Here is a 17,140-nt window from a genome sequence, read left to right as displayed (position 1 = left end):
CCCTGTCCCCGGCCGCCGGAAGGTCCGGTCCGGGGCACCGGTGAAACAGATTATCGCTACCCGAAGGAGCGGAATTGGGCGGGCCGTGGGAGGGACTTCCGCGCGATTTATCGGCCGCGCTGAGGGCGGAGCAGCAATCCCTGGCCGCCGAGATCATCCGGGAGATCAGGTCCGCCGTCCCGGAATTCGCCAGGCCGATGTCCGGTCAATTCGGGGCCGGAATCCAGCAGGGCGTGGAGACCGCGCTCGCCGAGTTCATCGACCGGGTCGCCGGCCTGCCCTCGCCCGACCTGCGCCAGGTACGGGTGTACCGCTCGCTCGGCCGCGGCGAACTCGCCGAGGGCCGCAGCCTGGACGCCCTGCAGGCGGCGTTCCGCCTGGGCGCCCGGATCGCCTGGCGCCGCTACGCCCGGGTGGCGCGCCGTCACGGCCTCGGCCCGGAACAGCTGGTGACGCTCGCCGAGGCGGTGTTCGCGCACATCGACGAGGTCGCGGCGGCCAGCGTCCAGGGCTACATGGACGCCCGCACCGACCGGGCGGGCGCGCTCGGCCGGGCCCGGCACCGGCTGCTCGACCTGCTGCTGGCCGGCGGCGCGGACGCCGACCCGGCCGAACTCGCCGCCGCCGCGCAGTCCGCGGACTGGCCGCTTCCCGCGCTGCTGGCCGGCGTGTCGCTCGACCCGCGCTCCGCCGCGCCGTCCGTCCCGCGCCCGACGGTCCGTCAACCACTGGCCCGGGTCGCGGTGTTCGGCAGTCGGCCGCCGGGCGACGGCCGGCTGCCCGACAACGTGCTCGCCAACCTGGACGACCCGCGGCCGCACCTGCTGCTGCCCGACCCGGCGACCGCGCTGGCCGACCCGCGGCTGACGGCGGCCCTCCAGGGCCGCGGCGCGGTGATCGGCCCGGCCGTCCCGCCCGCGCTCGCCGCGCAGTCGCTGCGCTGGGCCCGCCTGGTCCGGGCCTCCCTGCCGCAGGCCCCCGACCAGCCGGTGGACTGCCGCGACCGCCTGGCCGACCTCCTGCTGCTCACCGACCCCGCCCTGGTCCGGCTGATCGCCGAGCGCCGGCTCGCTCCGCTCGCACCGCTCACTCCCAAGCAGCGCGACCGCCTCGCCGCCACCCTCCTCGCCTGGCTCCAGACCGGCCGCGGCACCGCCCCGCAGGTGGCCGCCCGGCTCGGCATCCATCCGCAGACCGCCCGCCAGCGCCTCCACCGCGTCCACCGCCTCTTCGGCCCGTCCCTCGCCTCCCCCGACGCCCGCTTCGAACTCGAAGTGGCCCTCCGCGCCACCCCCCGGTCCTGACGCCGCCTCACAACGGCGGCACCGAAGGGCAGGTCGGCCCGGCGCCCCTGGTTCACGCCGGGCCGGCCCGCCGCGTCGCCTACAGGTCGAACGTGGCCACCACGGGCGAGTGGTCGGACGGCCCGTCGTGCGGTGCGGCCGGCCTGGCCGCCACGACGGTCGGCAGCTTGGCCGTGCCGGTGGAGACCGTCCGGAACTTGGCCAGCAGCGAGTGGCTGATCATGATGTGGTCGATCAGCTCGTGCTGGCCCTCGAAGAGGCGGGAGAAGCCGCCCTGTTCCAGGATGTGCGGCGCCAGGTTCCACAGCCTGGTGGCGTCGCCCCCGTCGGGGTGGGTGAAGCCGCCGGTCCCGATCTGGGAGCCGGGCGGGCCGTACAGCATCTGGGTGGTGGCGGCCTGCCAGTCGTCGTTGAAGTCGCCCAGCACGATGACGTCGCGGTTCTTGCCGTCGCCCTGGAGCAGGTCGTCGGCGAGGTCGCGGATGGCGGCGGCCTCGGCGGTGCGCCGGAACAGCGCGTAGGCGGCGACCCGGGCCCGCAGGCGTTCGTCGTGGGTGCTGTGCTGGTTGCCGGGGAAGGTCAGCAGCTTCGACTTGAGGTGGCAGACGGCCACCTGGAGGCTCTTGCCGGGGGCGGGCTCGACCCGGACGGCCAGGCCGCCTCGCCCCATTTCGGCGGTGAGGGCGTCGTCGCCCTCGTCCGCGACCTGGATCGGGCGCAGGTGGTCCGGGAAGGCCTTGCGCTGCTGCACGTCGAGCAGCGGGAGGCGGCTGATGACGCCGACCCGGATGCCGCGGGGGTCGGGGTGGTCGGACAGGGCGGTGTGCCAGCTGCCGGGCAGTGCGGCCACCAGGTCGTCCAGCGCCTCCTGGCCGCCGACCTCCTGGACGCCGAGCAGGTCGGGCGCCAACTCCGCGATGACGCCGGCCAGCGCGCCGACCTTGGCGTCGTAGGTGGGTTGGTCCTTGGCGGCGCACTTGAGGGGGTCGGGGGCGCTGCCGGGCGGCAGCGGTCGGCAGAAGTTCTCCAGGTTCCAGGTCCCGATGATCACGCTCGCACTGCTCCCGTCGTCGGGCGGCCTCGTCGAGGGGCAGTCTCCGGCTCGCGTCCGCACCGGAGCGCCGCCGCCGACCGGGACACGCTCGCGCGTTCATCCGTCGGCCGCAGTTGTCGGATGAACACCGCACCGGACGCCGTCGCCGCCGACGCGGAGTCAGCTCCCGGCCCGGTGACGGCCGTTCGATTGCGGACGGCTACCATCCGGACCGGAACGGGTGTCGCTGCGCGGGGAGGGCATGAGCGTGCTGAACGGTCTGGACGGGCTGGACGAGGTCTGCGAGAAGGCGTTGGCGGAGCACGGCTGTCCGTCGGTGAGCGTGGCCGTGGCACAGGGGGACGAGCTGGTGTTCGCGCGGGCCTACGGGCGGGCGGACCCGGGGACGGATCGCGCGGCGGGGCCGGAGACCGTCTACGGGCTGGCGTCGGTCACGAAGTCGTTCACCGCGCTCGCCGTCTGCCTGGCCGCCGACCGCGGGCTCCTCGACCTGGACGCCCCGTTGTCCGGTGCGCACCGGTGGGCGCCGACGGCGCGTCAGCTGATGCGTCACCGGGGCGGGTTCCCGGCGTACTACGACTTCCACTACGGCGACCGGCCGGGGCCGATCGATCCGGGCGCCTACCGCCGCCAGGTGCGCGAGCCGGGCGGCGGTTTCGAGTACTCCAACCACGGCTACCACGTGCTCGGCGGGCTGCTGGAGGAGGCCACCGGCCGGCCGCTGCGGACCTTCCTGCGCGAGCAGCTCGCGGAGCCGCTCGGCCTGGCGTCCTTCGAGTTCGGCGACGCCTACCCCGGTTCGGGGCCCGTCGCCGTCCGCTGCACCGCCGACGGCCGGGCCTACCCGGACTGCTGGACCAGCCACCCGGCGGCCGGCGCGGGGTGGGCGACGGCCGGCGACGTCGCCCTGTTCGCCCGCCGCTCGGCGGGGCTGCTCCGGCCGGAGACGGCCGCGGCGGTGCTGGACGGCCTGCCGATCACGGACCGGCTGGGCTACGGCTTCGGGCGGATCGTCCAGCGCGAGGGCGGTGCGGTGATCTCCAGCCACGGCGGCGGCATGGGCGGCGTCGCCGCCATGATGATCGACCTGCCCGACCGGGGGCTGTCCCTGGCCGTGCTGACCAACTCGACGAACAAGGCCGCGCGCGACGCCGTGGTCCGCCACCTGATGGCCGCGCAGGCCCCGGAGTTCGACCCCGGCCACCTCCAGCCCGTCAGCGACCCGGCCCGCGAGCTGACGCTGTCCCCGGGCAGCTGGGCGGGCGTGATCGATGCCCCGGAGGGCGGGATCCCGGTGCAGGTGGACCTCCTGGACGACCGTCGGGTGCGGCTCCGGCTCGCCGACCACCCTCCGGTCACCGTCCCGGCCGCCGCCTCCCGCCAGTGGGACGTGCAGTTCGTCGCGGACGTCCAACTCCCCACCGCCGACGCCCGGTTGAACAGTCCCTCGGTCGGCCTGGCACTCCGGGCGGACGGCGACGGGCTGACCGGCCGGGCCGTCGCCTTCAAGAACGGCGACCACGACGGCCTGCTCGGCCCGTTCCTGGTCCACCCCTGCCGACTGCGCCCGGCCGGCTGAGGGCGCGCCGCTACGGCGTGCTCGGCCAGACGACCGCCTGGGCCACGATGACGCGCTCGCCGTTGAAGGTGACGGCGGGCCCCTCGTGCAGTCGGTAGCCGAGGGCGAGCGCCTCGCTGACGCGGTGGCAGAAGGCGGCGTCGTCCGGTCCGGTCAGCACGCGGTAGCGGGGCAGGCCGTCCGGCGGAGTGTGCGGAAGTGTGCTCATGCCACCGAGGATTCCAGATCTCCGGCGGCCGGTCCGTCGGGGGCGAAGAACGCCGCCACGCCGCGGGCTCCGCCCGGCGAGTGGATCAGCCGGATCATCCGGTCGGAGCGGGCGGCGTCCTCGGCGGTGCGGGCGAACATCTCGTCCTCGTAGGCGCGCAGCGCGCTCCCGCGGTCGCCGGGGTGGGCGGCCAGCGCGTCGGCGAGTTCGAGGGCGTCGCGCATCGCGGCGTTGGCGCCGAGACCGACGGGCGGCATCAGGTGCGCGGCGTCGCCGAGCAGGGTGAGGCCGGGGCGGTGCGGCCAGCGCAGGCCGACGGGGAGCGCGGTGAACGGACGGGGCGTCAGTTCGCCCTCGCTGGCGGCGAGCAGGGCGCGGCAGGTCGGCGGCCAGTCGGCGAACAGCTCCAGCAGGGCGGCCCGGGCCTCGGCGGGGCGGTCGAACGGGATGCCGCAGGTGGTCGGCCAGTCGGCGGGACCCCGGAGCGACAGACCGATCCGGACCCGGCCGTCCGTGCAGCGCTGGGCGGCGAACGAGTCGCCGTCGCCGATCACCCAGTAGGTGCCGCGGCCGACGGCGGCGGCCAGATCGGGGTGGGTGCGGTCGATGGCGGGGACGGTGCCCTCGACGCTGTTGACGCCCAGATGGTGCGGCTCGGCGGGGGTGAGCAGCGGGCGCAGCCGGGAGCGGGCGCCGTCCGCGCCGATCAGGATGCGGTGTTCGGCGGTGCTGCCGTCGTCGAACCGCAGGCGCCAGCCGCCGCCGGGGGCGGGTGCCGCGTCGCGGAGGGCGTGCCCCCAGCGGACGGTGCCGGGCGGCAGGGAGCCGAGGAGCAGGGTGCGCAGGTCGGCGCGGTCGATCTCGGGCTGGGGCGACGGGGCGTCGCCGGGTGCGGGGTCGGGGGTGTCCTCGCGGTACAGCAGGGTGCCGCTGCGGTCGTACAGGAGCATGTCCTGCCCCTCGGGGCGGGCGTGCCTGGCGAACGCCTCGGTCAGTCCTGCGGCGCGCAGGGCGCGTTGGCCGGTGTCCGGGCGCAGGTCGAGGGTGCCGCCCTGGGTCCTGGCATCCGGTCCGGCGTCGCGCTCGTGGACCGTGACCGGGGTGCCCCGCACGGTGAGCAGCCGGGCGAGGGTGAGGCCGGCGGGGCCGCCTCCGACGATTCCGATCTCCGTGGCCGGGGCCGTGCGTGGCATGTGCGTTCCCCCTGTGGTTGATACACCGTATCGGTCGATACACTGTATCGACCGCCGCGCACGCCTGTCACCGCCCTTGTGGAGAACCCCTCATGACGCCACGTCGGACCGCAGATCCCGAGCCCGCCCCCGTCTGGGAGCGCCCGGAGCCCCCGGCCCGGCGGACGCCGCATCCGCTGAGCCGGGAGCTGATCGTCGGCGCGGCGCTCGAACTCGCCGACGCGGACGGCCTGGACGGCGTCTCGATCCGCCGGGTGGCGGCGGCGCTGGAGGTCGGCCCGATGCGGCTGTACGGGTACGTGGACACCAAGAGCGAACTGCTCGACCTGATGGCGGACGCGGTCTACGCCGAGATCGTCCCGCCCGCCCCGGCCGCCGGCCGGCCGCCGCTGGACTGGCGCGCGGGCCTGCGCCTGATCGCGGCGCTGACCCGGCGGGCCGCGCTGCGGCACGAGTGGTTCCCCGAACTGCTGGGCGGCCGACCGCACGTGGGGCCGCACGCGCTGGCCGCGCTGGAGGCGAAGCTCGCCGCGCTGAACAGCGCCCCCAACCTCGCCGGCCGGCCCGCGGAGCTGCGGCGGGCCGCCGCCGCGTTCCAGTCCTACCTGGTGGGGTCGCTGCGCACGGAGCTGTCGGAGCGTCAGGCGGACCGGGCGGAGGGCCGCTCGGAGGAGCAGTGGCGCGACGCGAACTCCCCGTACCTGCGGCGGGTGGTGGCGGCGGGCCGGCACCCGCTCCTGGCGGAGCTGATCGTCGAGGGCGAACACCCTGCACCCGCCGAGGAGTTCGAGGCGGGCCTGGAGATCGTGCTGGACGGAATCGCCGCACTGGTGTCCTGATCCGCCCTCGGGATCGCGCAGCCGGCCGAACATCTCCGGCCAGGCCGACGGTCCCCCGGCCATTCCCCCCGATCCGGCTTGCCGGGCCTCGGCCACCACCCCGAGGCTGATGACTGCTGCCCCGCCGTCCCGCCCCGCCGCCCCTCGCCGGCCGGGCGGGCACGGCATCCCGACACCGGCCCCGGCCTCCGCAGCGGACCCGTGCCCCGGCTCCGGGAGGCGCCCGGAGCGGTGGGCGCGGCGGCGATCCCCGCCCCCCGGAGAAGGCCCGGCTCCGCTGCTCCACCCCCTGTGGCACGATGGCCCTCGGCTCGGGCAGCACGAACCACGGGGGCGGTGCGGCGATGGAGGACCGGCGGAGCAGGGTGCGGGCGGCGGCGATCCGCTGGGCGGTCCTGGTGACGGCCCTGCTGCTGCTCCTGGTCGGCGCGGGCTACGCGGCCCCGGGCTGGTCGGTGGCGCACGGCGCCGGTGCCCCGGGCACGTTCACCGTCACCGCGGAGGCCGTCGACTGCGGCCGCTGCGTCGTCGAGGGCACCTTCACCCCGGACGACCCCGCCGGGCCCGCGCTCACCGCGGCGCACGTGATGGGCCGGCTCCCGGCCCGCCTGCTGGGCGACCGCTCCCCCGCCGTGGCCTACGCCGGCAAGGTGTACCCGCCCGGCGGCGGCAACGCCTGGCAACGCGGTCTGGCCGTCGCGGCGGCCGGTCTGGCGCTCTTCCTCTTCTGGCTCCGGCTGGCCCTGCGCGCCCGCCGCCGCCGCCGCCGCTCCGTCACGCTCTGACGCCCCGTCCGCCCCGTCGCCGACGACGCGCCGCCGGCGGGTGCGCGGTCCCGTGACCTCGCACCCGCCGGCAACGACGGGTGGCCCGGAGTCCGGACCGGATGCTTCGTCAGGCCCGGTAGGCGGCCCAGGAGCTGGCCATCCGGGCGACCTGGCCCGCGGTGAACTGGGTCATGCAGGAGTCGTAGGTGTAGTCCATGAAGTTGTGGATCGGGTCGACGCCGGTGGCGGTGCAGGTGTCCCGGCCGGTCGGGCACTGGTAGGCGGCGGTCTTCTCGGCGGGGGTGTCGGAGACGTAGTCGCCCTGGCCGCCGCAGCCGCCCTGGAAGGTGTGGTAGAGGCCGAGCCAGTGGCCGACCTCGTGGGTGGCGGTGTCGCCCTCGTTGTAGTTGGTGGCCGAGCCGCCGGGGAAGGACGTGTCGAGTATGACCACGCCGTCGTCCTTCGGGTTGGACTTGTAGCTGCTGGGGAAGGTCGCCCAGCCGAGCAGCGACTGTCCGAGGCTGGCGGTGTACAGGTTGAGGGCGTTGGCGCCGCCCTTGCGCAGCGCGTTCTTCATGGAGCTCTCGGCGCTGGAGCCCGGCGTGACGCCGGCGTACCAGCCCGCGTTGTCGGTGTAGTCGGTGGAGACCAGCTGGAACTGGAACTGGCTGGGGGTGTTGCCCGCGCCCTGGCCGCTGTAGGCGGCGTTGAGGACGTCGATCTGCTTGGCGATGGTGGTGGCCGACAGCTTGCCGGTGGTCCCGGAGTGGATCACGTGCACGTACACCGGGATGGTGGTGGCGGCCAGCGTGCCGGGGGCGAGCAGGGCGCCGCCCTGGGCGGAGTTCGCCAACTGGGCGACGCGGGCCTGGAGGTCGGCCTCGATCGCCTTGGCCTGCGCGTCGGTGACGGCGTTGGGGTCGTGCCCGGCGGTGTTGCCGGCGGGCTTGCGGGCCGCGGCGTCGTCGTGGGTCTCCGCTGCGGTGCACTCGGTGGAGGCCCCGGCCTGCGCGGTGGTGGCCGTGGCGGGGGCGGCGAACTGAGTGAGGCCGACGGCGGCGACCAGCGCGGCGGCGCTGAGCAGGCGGCTGACGGCACGCGAGGGGACGCGAACGGAACGACGCATCTGCGCTCCTGGGGAGTGTGGGGGACGGCGGTCGAGGGGGGCCGCCGGGTCAAGGCTACGCAAAGGAGCATGTACGCATCAGATGCGTTCCGGCCGGGAGATCCTGACGACGAATCGGACATAATCCGGACGTTTGAGCGACTGGACCCGGCCGCACATGGAGGATGTCCCGCCGCCCCGGGTGGCCGGCCCGGCCCCCGGCCTGTCCGAAAGCAGCCGCTCCTCCCCCGCGCACACCGGCCCTCGCACCCCGGAACGGCTCCTGACGTCCCCTCAGGGCCGCCGGCCGCCGGTGCGGTCAGTCCTCGAAGGCGACCAGCCGTTCCAGCACCGGCAGCGCCGCCAGCAGCAGGGCGCGTTCCCGCGGGTCGAGGTCGGCGGTGCGGCGGGCCAGCACCTCGGACCGCCGCTGGCGGATCTCGGCGAGCAACTCCACGCCCTCGGCGGAGAGTTCGACCAGCGCGGAGCGGCGGTCGTCCGGGTCGGGGAGGCGGTTGACCAGGTGGGACTCGACCAGGGGGGCGACGGTGCGGGTCATCGAGGGGGCGGCGACCCGTTCGCGGGCGGCGAGTTCGCCGAGCCGGATCGGGCCGTGGGCCTCGATCCGGGCCAGCGCGGAGAGTTGGGCGAAGGTGAAGTCCCGCCGGTCGGACGCCTGCGCGAGCTGCCGGTGCAGGCGGGCGACGACCAGCCGCAGGCGGACCACGTCCGCCGGGTCGAACCCGCCCTCGGCCCCCGGACCCGCCTGCTCCGGACCGGTGTTCACGAGGCCGCGCCCCGCGTGACGGCCCGGTCGGCGGCGGGCTCCTCGGCGCCGTCGCCGGCCCCGGCGGCCCTGCGGCCGCGCAGCAGCGAGGCGCCGGCGGCGACCAGCGACATCGCGATGGCCAGCGAGAACGCCACCATCAGTCCGTCGTGGAACGGGCCGGAGACCAGGTTCGGGAAGAACTCGCGCCCGGTCAGCGCCTGCCGGTCGGCCGCCGGCAGCGTGGACAGCACGTGCGGGCCGAGCAGTTCACGGATCGGGTTGTAGCCGAGAAAGGCCGCGAACAGCAGGCCGACGGGCGGGGTCCGGGCGATCTGGTGGACGTCCCCCGCGGCGACGCCCTGCGCGCTCAACCCGCTGTGCAGGGCCTCCGGCAGGGAGCCGGACAGGCCGGCCACCATCAGCGAGAAGAACACGCCGATGGACAGCACCATGCCGGCGTTCTGGAAGGTGGCCCGCATGCCGGAGGCCGCACCCCGGTCGGCGGCGGGCACGCCGGACATCACCAGTGCGGTGTTCGGCGCGGCGAACAGGCCTCCGCCGAGGCCGTTGAGGAACACCAGCAGCGCGAACCACGGGTACCCGAAGTCGGTGGGCAGCACCAGCAGTCCGGCGAACGAGAGGGCCGTCACCACCAGACCGCCGGCCGCGAACATCCGGGCACCGAACCGGTCCGAGAGGTGTCCGGCGATCGGCCCGGCGGCGAGGAAGCCGACGGTCAGCGGGAGCAGGTAGATGCCGGCCCACAGCGGGGTCTCGACGTAGTCGTAGCCGTGCAGCGGCAGCCAGATCCCCTGCAACCAGACGATCAGCATGAACTGGAGTCCGCCGCGGGCGACCGAGCCGAGCAGCGCGGCCAGGTTGCCGCCGGCGAACACCGGGTCGCGGAACAGCCGCAGCGGGAACATCGGTTCGGCGACCCTGCGCTCGATCACGCAGAACGCGGCCAGCACGGCGGTGCCGCCGAACAGCCCGGCCACCACCCACGGGTTCGCCCAGCCCATGGCGCTGTCGCCGTACGGCTGGATGCCGTAGGTGATCGCGGCGAGCAGCGCGGTGAGGCCGACGGCGAAGGTGACGTTCCCCCACCAGTCGATCCGACCGGGCCGGCGGACGCCGGTCTCGCGCAGCGAGCGGTAGGCCCAGACGGTGCCGACGATGCCGATCGGGACGTTGACCCAGAAGATAGAGCGCCAGTTCCACTCGGCGAGCAGGCCGCCCAGGACCAGCCCGACGAACGAACCGGCGATCGCCGCGACCATGTTGACGCCGAGGGCCGTGCCGCGCTGCCGGGCCGGGAACGCGTCGGTGATGATCGCCGCCGAGTTGGCCATCAGCATCGCGCCGCCGACGGCCTGGACCACCCGCCAGCCGATCAGCCAGAGCGCACCGCCCCCGCCGTCCATCGGGTCGAGCGAGAGGACCACCGAGGTGATCGTGAAGATCAGGAACCCGGCGTTGTAGATCCGCACCCGTCCCCAGATGTCCCCCAGCCGCCCGAGCGTCACCACCAGCACGGCGGTGACCAGCATGTAGCCCATCAGCATCCACAGCAGGTAGCTGACGTTCCCGGGCTTCAGCGGGTCGAGGTGGATCCCGTTGAAGATCGCCGGCAGCGAGATCAGCACGATCGAGGAGTTGATCGTGGCGATCAGCATCCCGAGCGTGGTGTTCGACAGCGCGACCCACTTGTAGCGCGGATGCTCCGCCCCGAGCCGGCCCGACCCGGCCGTTCCCGTGCCCACGTCACCCATCTCCCGCCCCTGGTGGCCGTGATGACAGTTGGCCGAGGTGAACCAAATTACTCCCGGCCCATGCCGGCGACCAGCCCCCTGGTCCGGCCCTCAGCCGTGCAGCAGGACCGGGAGTTCGCGGGGGCCGTCCGAGATGAAGGACTCCAGCGGCCGGAGCTCGGCGGTGGCGAGGGCCAGGCGGGGGAAGCGGTCGAAGAGCGCGGCGAGGGCGATGCGGGCCTCCAGCCGGGCGAGTTCGGCGCCGAGGCAGTAGTGCGTGCCGTGGCCGAAGGAGAGGTGGTCGCGGCGGGTCTCCCGGGTGTGGTCCCAGCGGTCGGCGTCGGGGCCGTGCAGCGCCTCCTCGCGGCCGGTGGCGGTGAAGTTGATCAGCAGCAGGTCGCCGCGGGCGAAGGTGATGCCGCTGGCCTCGTCGTGCAGGTCCTCGACGGCGAAGCGCGGCAGGATGTTGGCGACCGGCGGGCGCAGGCGCAGCGTCTCCTCGACGGCGTCCGGCCAGCGGGCCGGGTCCTTGCGGAGGGCGTCGACCTGTTCGGGGTGGGCGGCCAGCGCGGTGATCGCGCTGCCCAGCAGGTTGACGGTGGTCTCGTGGCCGGCGCCGATCAACAGCAGCAGGCTGTCGAGGAGTTCGCGTTCGGTGAGGCCGGTGCCGGTCTCCTCGTCGTGGGCCTGGATGAGCGCGGTGGTGACGTCCTCGCCGGGGTCGCGGCGCTTGGCCTCGACCAGGTCGGCGAGTTGGCCGTAGACGGCCTCGCCGTTGCGGACGGACTCCTCGGGGGTGACGGCGGTGTCGAAGAGCCGGCCGATGCTCGCCCGGAACGCGTCGTGCAGCTCCTCGGGGACGCCGAGCAGGGTGTTGACCACCATCAGCGGCAGCACCCAGGTGAATTCGTTGCGCAGGTCGACGGGGCGGCCTTCGGGCAGTGCGGCGAGGCGGTCGAGGAGTTCGGCGGTGATCCGCTCGATCTCGGGGGTGAGGGCACGGATCCGGCGGGCGGTGAACGCGGGGCTGATCAGCCGGCGCAGCCGGCCGTGTTCGGGCCCGTAGGCGGTGAGCGCGCTGCGGACGTCGACCCACATGCGCAGCGGCCAGTCCTCGGCGATCTCGCCGTCGATGTAGGCGGGCCAGTGCCGGTGGGCGTCCTTGGAGACCCGGGGGTCGGTGAGCAGGCGCTTGATCAGGGCTGGGTCGGTGACGGACCAGGCGGGGACGCCGCCGGGCAGTTCGACGGGGGCGGCGGAGCCGAGGGCGCGCAGCGCGGCGGCCTCGCCGGGCAGGTCGCTTCCGGTGGTGTCGAGTCGGTAGGGGCAGCGCTGAGTGTCCATCAGGAGGCTCCTCCGGCGGGCTGGTTGGCGGTCGGACCGAACGCGCGGTCAATCTCGGACTGTACCTGTCATTCCGCCGGGCCGGGCCGGTTTCCGGCCGCCGCCCCGGGGAGCGCCCGGGCGTGGGGCGCCACGGGTCGGCGGCGCCGCGCGGGCCGGTTGTCGGCGGCTCCCGCTAGGGTGGCCGGCGTGCCAATGATCATGGATCGTGACGGGGTCGCGGAGCAGTTGGAGCCGTTCCGGCGGGAGCTGACGGCGTACTGCTACCGCATGCTGGGGTCGGCCTTCGAGGCCGAGGACGCGGTGCAGGAGACGATGGTCCGCGCCTGGTCGAAGTTCGACGGCTTCGAGGGCCGGTCCGCGCTGCGGACGTGGCTGTACCGGATCGCCACCAACGTCTGCCTGGACATGGGTCCGGCGGCGCAGCGGCGGGCCCGGCCGATGGACCTGACCTCGCCGTGTCCGGCGGGCGCGCCGGACCTGACGCAGTTGGAGGAGCACATCTGGTTGGGGCCGGTGCCGGATGCGCGGGTGCTGTCGGGCGATCCGGCGGAGGTGGCGCTGGGCCGGGAGTCGATCCGCCTGGCGTTCGTGTCGGCGCTGCAGAAGCTGCCGGCCCGTCAGCGGGCGGTGCTGGTCCTGCGGGAGGTGCTGGCGTGGTCGGCGGCGGAGACGGCGGAGCTGCTGGAGACGTCGGTGGCGTCGGTGAACAGCGCGCTGCAGCGGGCCCGGGCGACGCTGGGCGACGGCGCGTCGACGGGTGACACGTTCAAGCCGCTGGACGAGGCGCAGCGCGCCCTGCTGGCCCGCTACGTGCAGGCGTTCGAGGCGTTCGACATCGAGGCCCTGAAGCGGCTGCTGCACGAGGACGCGGTGCTGAACATGCCGCCGTTCCGGATGTGGGTGCGGGGCGTCGAGGAGCTCGACGCGTGGTGGCGGGGTCCGGGCTGCGGCTGCGTGAACTCCCGGCTGCTGCCGGTGGAGGCGAACGGTTCGCCGGCGTTCGCGCAGTACCGGGTGGCCGAGGACGGCGACGGCTGGACGCCGTGGGGCATCACGGTGCTGGAGATCGTGGACGGCCGGATCGCCACCATGACCAATCACATGGACGTCGAGCGGCTGTTCCCGCTGTGGGGCCTTCCGATGCGGTTGACGGAGGATCCGCGGGCCTGACATGCCGTCAGCCCTCGGGGAGGGCGTCGGTCAGCCCGGTGAGGTCGAGCAGCAGCCGGAGCCGGGGGCCGACGCCGCGCAGCACCACCTGGTGGCCCGTCCGCCGGGCGAGCACCGCCAGCCTGCCGAGGCGGTGGAGGTCGCCGGGGGCGGGCCGCAGCACGTTCCCGACCAGCAGGGCGATCCGGACGGGCGGGTCGTGGGCGTCCAGCAGGGCGGTGAACCGCGCCTCCAGTGCGGGGCGGGCGGCGTGGTGCGGTGGTACGTCGAACTCGACGGTCGTCCGGGTGCGGTCCATGCCCGTCCTGACCGGTCGTCGGCCCCGGACTCATCGGTGGCCGGCCGACCTGGCCGAAATTTCTCCGATTTTTCTTCGCCGGACCGATGAGTCCGGTGCGCGGGCCCCGTCTGACCGGTTGTCAGCGAACAGCGCACCACCCGAGCAAGGAGCACGGACGCATGAGGAAGATCACCGCCGGCCTGTTCATCTCCGCCGACGGCGTCGTGGAGAGCCCGGAGCAGTGGCACTTCAAGTACTTCGACGCCGAGTTGGGCGCGGCGGTCGGCGCGCTGCTGGGCGCGTCGGACACGGTGCTGATGGGCCGCACCACCTACGACGTGTTCGCGGGCGCCTGGCCGGCCCGCGAGCTGGAGGGCGGCGAGGACGCGGAGATGGCGAAGGCGATCGGCGACACCCGCAAGATCGTCGTCTCGCGCCGGGACCTCTCCTTCACCTGGCGCAACTCCGAGCAGCTGAAGGGCGACCTGATCGAGGGCGTGCGGGCCCTCAAGCAGGAGGAGGGCGGCCCGATCGGCATGTCGGGCTCGGTGTCGGTGGTCCGCCAGCTGCTGGCGGCGGGCCTGCTGGACGAGCTGCACCTGTTCGTCCACCCGGTGGCCCGCGGCCGCGGGATGCGCCTGTTCGACGACGGCGCCGACCCGGTCGAGCTGTCGCTGCTGTCCAGCGAGGCGTTCGCCGGCGGCACCCTGCACGTGGTGTACGGCCCGGCCGCCGCGTAGCGGCCGGGCCCGGTCTGCTCCGGCCTCCGGTGACGGGGGTCGGAGCAGACCGGGGTGCAATTTCGCCATCCATGGTCATGATCCGGCCGAGCACCGCATTTCCTCCCTGAAAAGCCCACCCGGCATTCGAACGTGTGGCACCTTAAGTCACGCGACATGTGAAATATCACATGTGCAACCCCATTATCACTGCCCTCGGCCGGGCACCACCACGTGAAGGAGAACGCGCGATGAACCGACGCTCGATCAAGGGGCTGACCCTGCTCGCCGCAGGCCTGGCCACCGCCGGCGCCCTGATGGCCACTCCCGCCCAGGCCTCCACCGCCACCACTGCCACCACCACCGAGACCTGCAGCCCCTGGTCGCTCCAGTCCGGTCTGATGACCCAGGTCTGTGCCTCGGTCACCGGCGGCAGCGTCCAGTTCCTCGGCCGGATCGCCCTGGCCGGCCCGCCCAGCCCGGACTTCCCGCCGCAGCCCCAGGAGCTCGCCACCACGATCTCCGGCCAGGTCGTCGGCGGGGCCTCGCTCGGCTCGACCTCGCAGTACGTCAACTTCCTCGCCAGCACGGTCACCGTCAACGGCCCGAGCGCCACGGTCGCCTGCGGCTCCACCGTGAGCGGCACCTTCAGCGTCACCAAGTTCGGCTGGGGCCCGTCCCCGGTCACCGTCAACGCCGCGGTGTCCTGCTGACCCGAGGACGTGCCGGCCGGGCCCGGGAGGCGCAGCTCCCGGGCCCGGCCCGTCTGCCGCGCCGTCAGACCCGCTCGGCCTCCGCCGCCTTCGCAACCTCCGCCGCGGCCGCCTTCGCGGCGGGACGGGGCGCGGACGCGGGCAGGCTCGCGCCCTCCAGGTCGACGTCGGGGACGACCCGGTCGAGCCACCGCGGCAGGCGCCAGGCGCTGCGGCCGAGCAGGGCCATCGCGGCCGGCACCAGGGTCATCCGGACCACGAAGGCGTCGATGAACACGCCGACGGCGAGCGCGAACCCGATCGACTTGATGATCGGGTCGTGGTTGAACACGAAGCCGCCGAACACCGCCACCATGATCAGCGCGGCGGCGGTGACGACCCGTCCGCTCCGCGCGACGCCGTGCGTGACGGCCCCGGCGGCGTCGCCGGTGTGCTGGTGGTGCTCGCGCATCCGGCTGACCAGGAACACCTCGTAGTCCATCGCGAGCCCGAACAGCACGCCGATCAGCAGCACCGGCAGGAAGCTGGTGACCGGCCCGGCGGACGGGATGTCGAGCAGCCCGTTCAGGTGCCCGTCCTGGAACACCCACACGGTGATGCCGAGCGCGGCCGCCACCGACAGCAGGAACCCGAGCACCGCCTTGAGCGGCACCAGCAGCGAGCGGAACGCGACGGTCAGCAGGGCGAGGGCCAGCACGACGATCAGGCCGACGAACAGCGGCAGCGCGTCGGCGAGTTTGCCGGACACGTCGATCGCGGCGGCGGTCGCCCCGGCGATGTACAGCGTGCCGCCGCTCGCGGTGACGGCGGCCTTGTGCTCGCGCAGCCGGTCGACCAGCTCGCTCGTCGCCCGGTCGTCGGGCCCGGTGCGCGGGACGACGGGGACGGCGACCGTGCTGCCGTCCGCGCTGGCGACGGGGCGGCCGACGGCGGCCACGCCCGGGTCGGCGGAGAGCGTGGCGTGCAGCTCGGCGAGGGCCGGCTCGCGGCGCTCGGCGGGGATGCCGGTGGCGTCGACCACGGCGACCAGGGTGGCGTTGAAGCCGGGGCCGAAGCCCTCGCTGAGCAGGTCGTAACTCTTGTGCTGGGTGCTGGCGGCGGGCTGCGAGGCGTTGCCGGGCAGGCCGAGCCGCAGGTCCCGGGCGGGCAGCGCCAGGGCGAGCAGGCCGACCACGCCGACCAGCAGCACCACCAGCGGCTTGCGGGTGACGGCGCGCGCCCAGGCCGCCGACCAGGTGCCCGGCCGCTTCTCCGGGTTCGCGGCCCGGGCGCGCGGCCGCAGGCGTTCGCCGAGCAGGCCGAGCAGCGCGGGCACCAGGGTGACGGCGACCAGGACGGCGAGCAGCACGGTCGCGGCGGCGGCCAGGCCCATCACGGTCAGGAACGGGATGCCGGTGACGGCGAGCGCGGCCAGCGCGATGATCACGGTCGCGCCGGCGAACACCACGGCACTGCCTGCGGTGGCGGTGGCGCGGGCCGCCGACTCCTCGACGCCGGTGTCGGGGTCGGCGAGCTGTTCGCGGTGCCGGGCGATGATGAACAGCGCGTAGTCGATGCCGACGGCGAGGCCGATCATCAGCGCGAGCACGGTCGCGGTGCCGGTCATCTCGACGACGTTGGCGAGCAGTTGGGCGCCGAGCACGCCGATGCCGACGCCGACCAGGGCGGTCAGCAGCGGCAGTCCGGCGGCGACCAGCGAGCCGAGCGCGACGGCGAGGACGGCGAACGCGACCACCACGCCGATCACTTCGGCGGGGCCGCCGACCTCGATGGCGGGTTCCATCACGGTGCCGCCGTACTCGGCCTGCAGTCCGGCGTCCCGCAGCGGGGCGGCGGCGTCGGTGAGCGCATCCTTGGCGCTCTGCGGGACGTCGTGCGCGGGCTGCGCGAACTGCACGTCGGCGAAGGCGATCCGGAGGTCCGGCGAGACGGTGCGGCTCTCGAACGGGTCGGCGACGTGCACCACGCCGGGTATCGCGGCGACCCGGTGCAGGCCGTCCTGCAGCGCGGCGTGCGCGGCGGGGGTGTCGAGGGTCCGGCCGGCGGGCGCGGCGACCACCAGGCGGGCGGTGCCGCCGGCGGATTCCGGCAGTTGGCGCTCCAGCAGGTCCTGGGCCTGCTGCGACTCGATGCCGGGGACGGTGAACTCGGTGCTGGTGGGCCCGGCGAGGGTGGCGCCGAGGGCGCCGATCGTCGCGAGCAGCAGCAGCCACAGCCCGATCACCCGGCCTCGGCGGCGTACCGCCCACCGTCCCCATCCGTACAGGACCGACGCCATGGCGCCCCCTCGTGCTCGAAACCAGTGGAGTTTTTGCACTCTAAGGCAACTTTGCAGTGGACTG

General features: G+C 74.4%; 16 protein-coding genes. 7 read left to right on the top strand and 9 right to left on the bottom strand.

Going from position 1 to position 17,140, the window contains the following annotated elements; genetic code table 11:
• Positions 1 to 197 precede the first annotated feature (197 nt).
• The gene (locus ACFV1L_RS16515) at positions 198 to 1,304 is read left to right on the top strand and encodes a helix-turn-helix domain-containing protein (RefSeq protein ID WP_380366440.1); all 1,107 of its coding nucleotides are present in this window, start codon (positions 198 to 200) and stop codon (positions 1,302 to 1,304) included.
• Between the two features lie 79 nt (positions 1,305 to 1,383).
• On the opposite strand, the gene ACFV1L_RS16510 is transcribed toward ACFV1L_RS16515, so the two are convergent.
• The gene (locus tag ACFV1L_RS16510) at positions 1,384 to 2,355 is read right to left on the bottom strand and encodes an endonuclease/exonuclease/phosphatase family protein (protein ID WP_380366438.1); all 972 of its coding nucleotides are present in this window, start codon (positions 2,353 to 2,355) and stop codon (positions 1,384 to 1,386) included.
• A 223-nt stretch (positions 2,356 to 2,578) separates the two neighbouring features.
• Between ACFV1L_RS16510 and ACFV1L_RS16505 the strand changes: the two genes are divergently transcribed.
• A complete protein-coding gene (locus ACFV1L_RS16505; protein ID WP_380366437.1) occupies positions 2,579 to 3,937 on the top strand; it encodes a serine hydrolase domain-containing protein in 1,359 nt (452 codons plus the stop codon).
• 10 nt (positions 3,938 to 3,947) lie between these two features.
• On the opposite strand, the gene ACFV1L_RS16500 is transcribed toward ACFV1L_RS16505, so the two are convergent.
• Together ACFV1L_RS16500 and ACFV1L_RS16495 are read right to left on the bottom strand one after the other, a co-directional pair.
• Complete coding sequence (locus tag ACFV1L_RS16500; protein WP_380366435.1) at positions 3,948 to 4,145, bottom strand: DUF1737 domain-containing protein; 198 nt, start codon at positions 4,143 to 4,145, stop codon at positions 3,948 to 3,950.
• Positions 4,142 to 5,338, bottom strand: coding sequence for an FAD-dependent oxidoreductase (locus ACFV1L_RS16495; RefSeq protein ID WP_380366433.1), 1,197 nt, complete (start codon positions 5,336 to 5,338; stop codon positions 4,142 to 4,144). The genes ACFV1L_RS16500 and ACFV1L_RS16495 overlap by 4 nt, the downstream gene beginning before the upstream one ends.
• Positions 5,339 to 5,430: 92 nt before the next feature.
• Between ACFV1L_RS16495 and ACFV1L_RS16490 the strand changes: the two genes are divergently transcribed.
• A complete protein-coding gene (locus ACFV1L_RS16490) occupies positions 5,431 to 6,177 on the top strand; it encodes a TetR/AcrR family transcriptional regulator (protein ID WP_380366432.1) in 747 nt (248 codons plus the stop codon).
• 344 nt (positions 6,178 to 6,521) lie between these two features.
• Positions 6,522 to 6,962: a hypothetical protein gene (locus ACFV1L_RS16485; protein ID WP_380366430.1), complete on the top strand. Its 441-nt coding sequence runs from the start codon at positions 6,522 to 6,524 to the stop codon at positions 6,960 to 6,962.
• 109 nt (positions 6,963 to 7,071) lie between these two features.
• On the opposite strand, the gene ACFV1L_RS16480 is transcribed toward ACFV1L_RS16485, so the two are convergent.
• From ACFV1L_RS16480 to ACFV1L_RS16465, 4 genes are all read right to left on the bottom strand, one after another.
• Positions 7,072 to 8,070, bottom strand: coding sequence for a zinc metalloprotease (locus ACFV1L_RS16480; protein ID WP_380366429.1), 999 nt, complete (start codon positions 8,068 to 8,070; stop codon positions 7,072 to 7,074).
• A 298-nt stretch (positions 8,071 to 8,368) separates the two neighbouring features.
• The gene (locus ACFV1L_RS16475) at positions 8,369 to 8,836 is read right to left on the bottom strand and encodes a MarR family winged helix-turn-helix transcriptional regulator (RefSeq protein WP_380366427.1); all 468 of its coding nucleotides are present in this window, start codon (positions 8,834 to 8,836) and stop codon (positions 8,369 to 8,371) included.
• Positions 8,833 to 10,590, bottom strand: a complete 1,758-nt coding sequence (locus tag ACFV1L_RS16470) for an MFS transporter (protein ID WP_380366426.1) — start codon at positions 10,588 to 10,590, stop codon at positions 8,833 to 8,835. Before ACFV1L_RS16470 ends, ACFV1L_RS16475 begins: the two co-directional genes overlap by 4 nt.
• Positions 10,591 to 10,680: 90 nt before the next feature.
• The gene (locus ACFV1L_RS16465; protein ID WP_380366425.1) at positions 10,681 to 11,913 is read right to left on the bottom strand and encodes a cytochrome P450; all 1,233 of its coding nucleotides are present in this window, start codon (positions 11,911 to 11,913) and stop codon (positions 10,681 to 10,683) included.
• 195 nt (positions 11,914 to 12,108) lie between these two features.
• On the opposite strand from ACFV1L_RS16465, the gene ACFV1L_RS16460 reads away from it, so the two are divergent.
• Entirely contained in the window at positions 12,109 to 13,086 is a 978-nt protein-coding gene (locus ACFV1L_RS16460; protein WP_380366423.1) for a sigma-70 family RNA polymerase sigma factor, read from the top strand.
• A gap of 7 nt (positions 13,087 to 13,093) precedes the next feature.
• Here ACFV1L_RS16460 and ACFV1L_RS16455 read toward each other — a convergent pair whose 3' ends face one another.
• Entirely contained in the window at positions 13,094 to 13,384 is a 291-nt protein-coding gene (locus tag ACFV1L_RS16455) for a hypothetical protein (protein ID WP_380366421.1), read from the bottom strand.
• Positions 13,385 to 13,545: 161 nt separating this feature from the next.
• On the opposite strand from ACFV1L_RS16455, the gene ACFV1L_RS16450 reads away from it, so the two are divergent.
• Together ACFV1L_RS16450 and ACFV1L_RS16445 are read left to right on the top strand one after the other, a co-directional pair.
• Positions 13,546 to 14,106 carry a dihydrofolate reductase family protein gene (locus ACFV1L_RS16450; RefSeq protein ID WP_380366420.1) on the top strand — a complete coding sequence of 187 codons (561 nt, stop codon included), beginning with the start codon at positions 13,546 to 13,548 and terminating at the stop codon, positions 14,104 to 14,106.
• 230 nt (positions 14,107 to 14,336) lie between these two features.
• Entirely contained in the window at positions 14,337 to 14,798 is a 462-nt protein-coding gene (locus ACFV1L_RS16445) for a hypothetical protein (protein WP_380366418.1), read from the top strand.
• Positions 14,799 to 14,862: 64 nt separating this feature from the next.
• On the opposite strand, the gene ACFV1L_RS16440 is transcribed toward ACFV1L_RS16445, so the two are convergent.
• On the bottom strand, positions 14,863 to 17,076 hold the full coding sequence (locus ACFV1L_RS16440; protein ID WP_380366417.1) for an MMPL family transporter: 2,214 nt from the start codon (positions 17,074 to 17,076) through the stop codon (positions 14,863 to 14,865).
• Positions 17,077 to 17,140: the final 64 nt, after the last annotated feature.

The sequence above is a fragment of the Kitasatospora sp. NPDC059646 genome, from assembly GCF_042734615.1.
In the GTDB taxonomy this organism is placed as follows: domain Bacteria; phylum Actinomycetota; class Actinomycetes; order Streptomycetales; family Streptomycetaceae; genus Kitasatospora.
The sequence above is the reverse complement of the archived record's forward strand: the minus strand, read 5'-3'. Positions and strand labels throughout refer to the sequence as shown.

What these genes read in the sequence shown, in the direction of transcription:
- ACFV1L_RS16515 (WP_380366440.1), top strand. Translation starts at nt 198, where the DNA reads ATGTCCGGTCAATTCGGGGCCGGAATCCAGCAGGGCGTGGAGACCGCG.
- ACFV1L_RS16500 (WP_380366435.1), bottom strand. Translation starts at nt 4,145, where the DNA reads ATGAGCACACTTCCGCACACTCCGCCGGACGGCCTGCCCCGCTACCGC.
- ACFV1L_RS16495 (WP_380366433.1), bottom strand. Translation starts at nt 5,338, where the DNA reads ATGCCACGCACGGCCCCGGCCACGGAGATCGGAATCGTCGGAGGCGGC.
- ACFV1L_RS16490 (WP_380366432.1), top strand. Translation starts at nt 5,431, where the DNA reads ATGACGCCACGTCGGACCGCAGATCCCGAGCCCGCCCCCGTCTGGGAG.
- ACFV1L_RS16485 (WP_380366430.1), top strand. Translation starts at nt 6,522, where the DNA reads ATGGAGGACCGGCGGAGCAGGGTGCGGGCGGCGGCGATCCGCTGGGCG.
- ACFV1L_RS16480 (WP_380366429.1), bottom strand. Translation starts at nt 8,070, where the DNA reads ATGCGTCGTTCCGTTCGCGTCCCCTCGCGTGCCGTCAGCCGCCTGCTC.
- ACFV1L_RS16470 (WP_380366426.1), bottom strand. Translation starts at nt 10,590, where the DNA reads ATGGGTGACGTGGGCACGGGAACGGCCGGGTCGGGCCGGCTCGGGGCG.
- ACFV1L_RS16465 (WP_380366425.1), bottom strand. Translation starts at nt 11,913, where the DNA reads ATGGACACTCAGCGCTGCCCCTACCGACTCGACACCACCGGAAGCGAC.
- ACFV1L_RS16460 (WP_380366423.1), top strand. Translation starts at nt 12,109, where the DNA reads ATGATCATGGATCGTGACGGGGTCGCGGAGCAGTTGGAGCCGTTCCGG.
- ACFV1L_RS16455 (WP_380366421.1), bottom strand. Translation starts at nt 13,384, where the DNA reads ATGGACCGCACCCGGACGACCGTCGAGTTCGACGTACCACCGCACCAC.
- ACFV1L_RS16450 (WP_380366420.1), top strand. Translation starts at nt 13,546, where the DNA reads ATGAGGAAGATCACCGCCGGCCTGTTCATCTCCGCCGACGGCGTCGTG.
- ACFV1L_RS16445 (WP_380366418.1), top strand. Translation starts at nt 14,337, where the DNA reads ATGAACCGACGCTCGATCAAGGGGCTGACCCTGCTCGCCGCAGGCCTG.
- ACFV1L_RS16440 (WP_380366417.1), bottom strand. Translation starts at nt 17,076, where the DNA reads ATGGCGTCGGTCCTGTACGGATGGGGACGGTGGGCGGTACGCCGCCGA.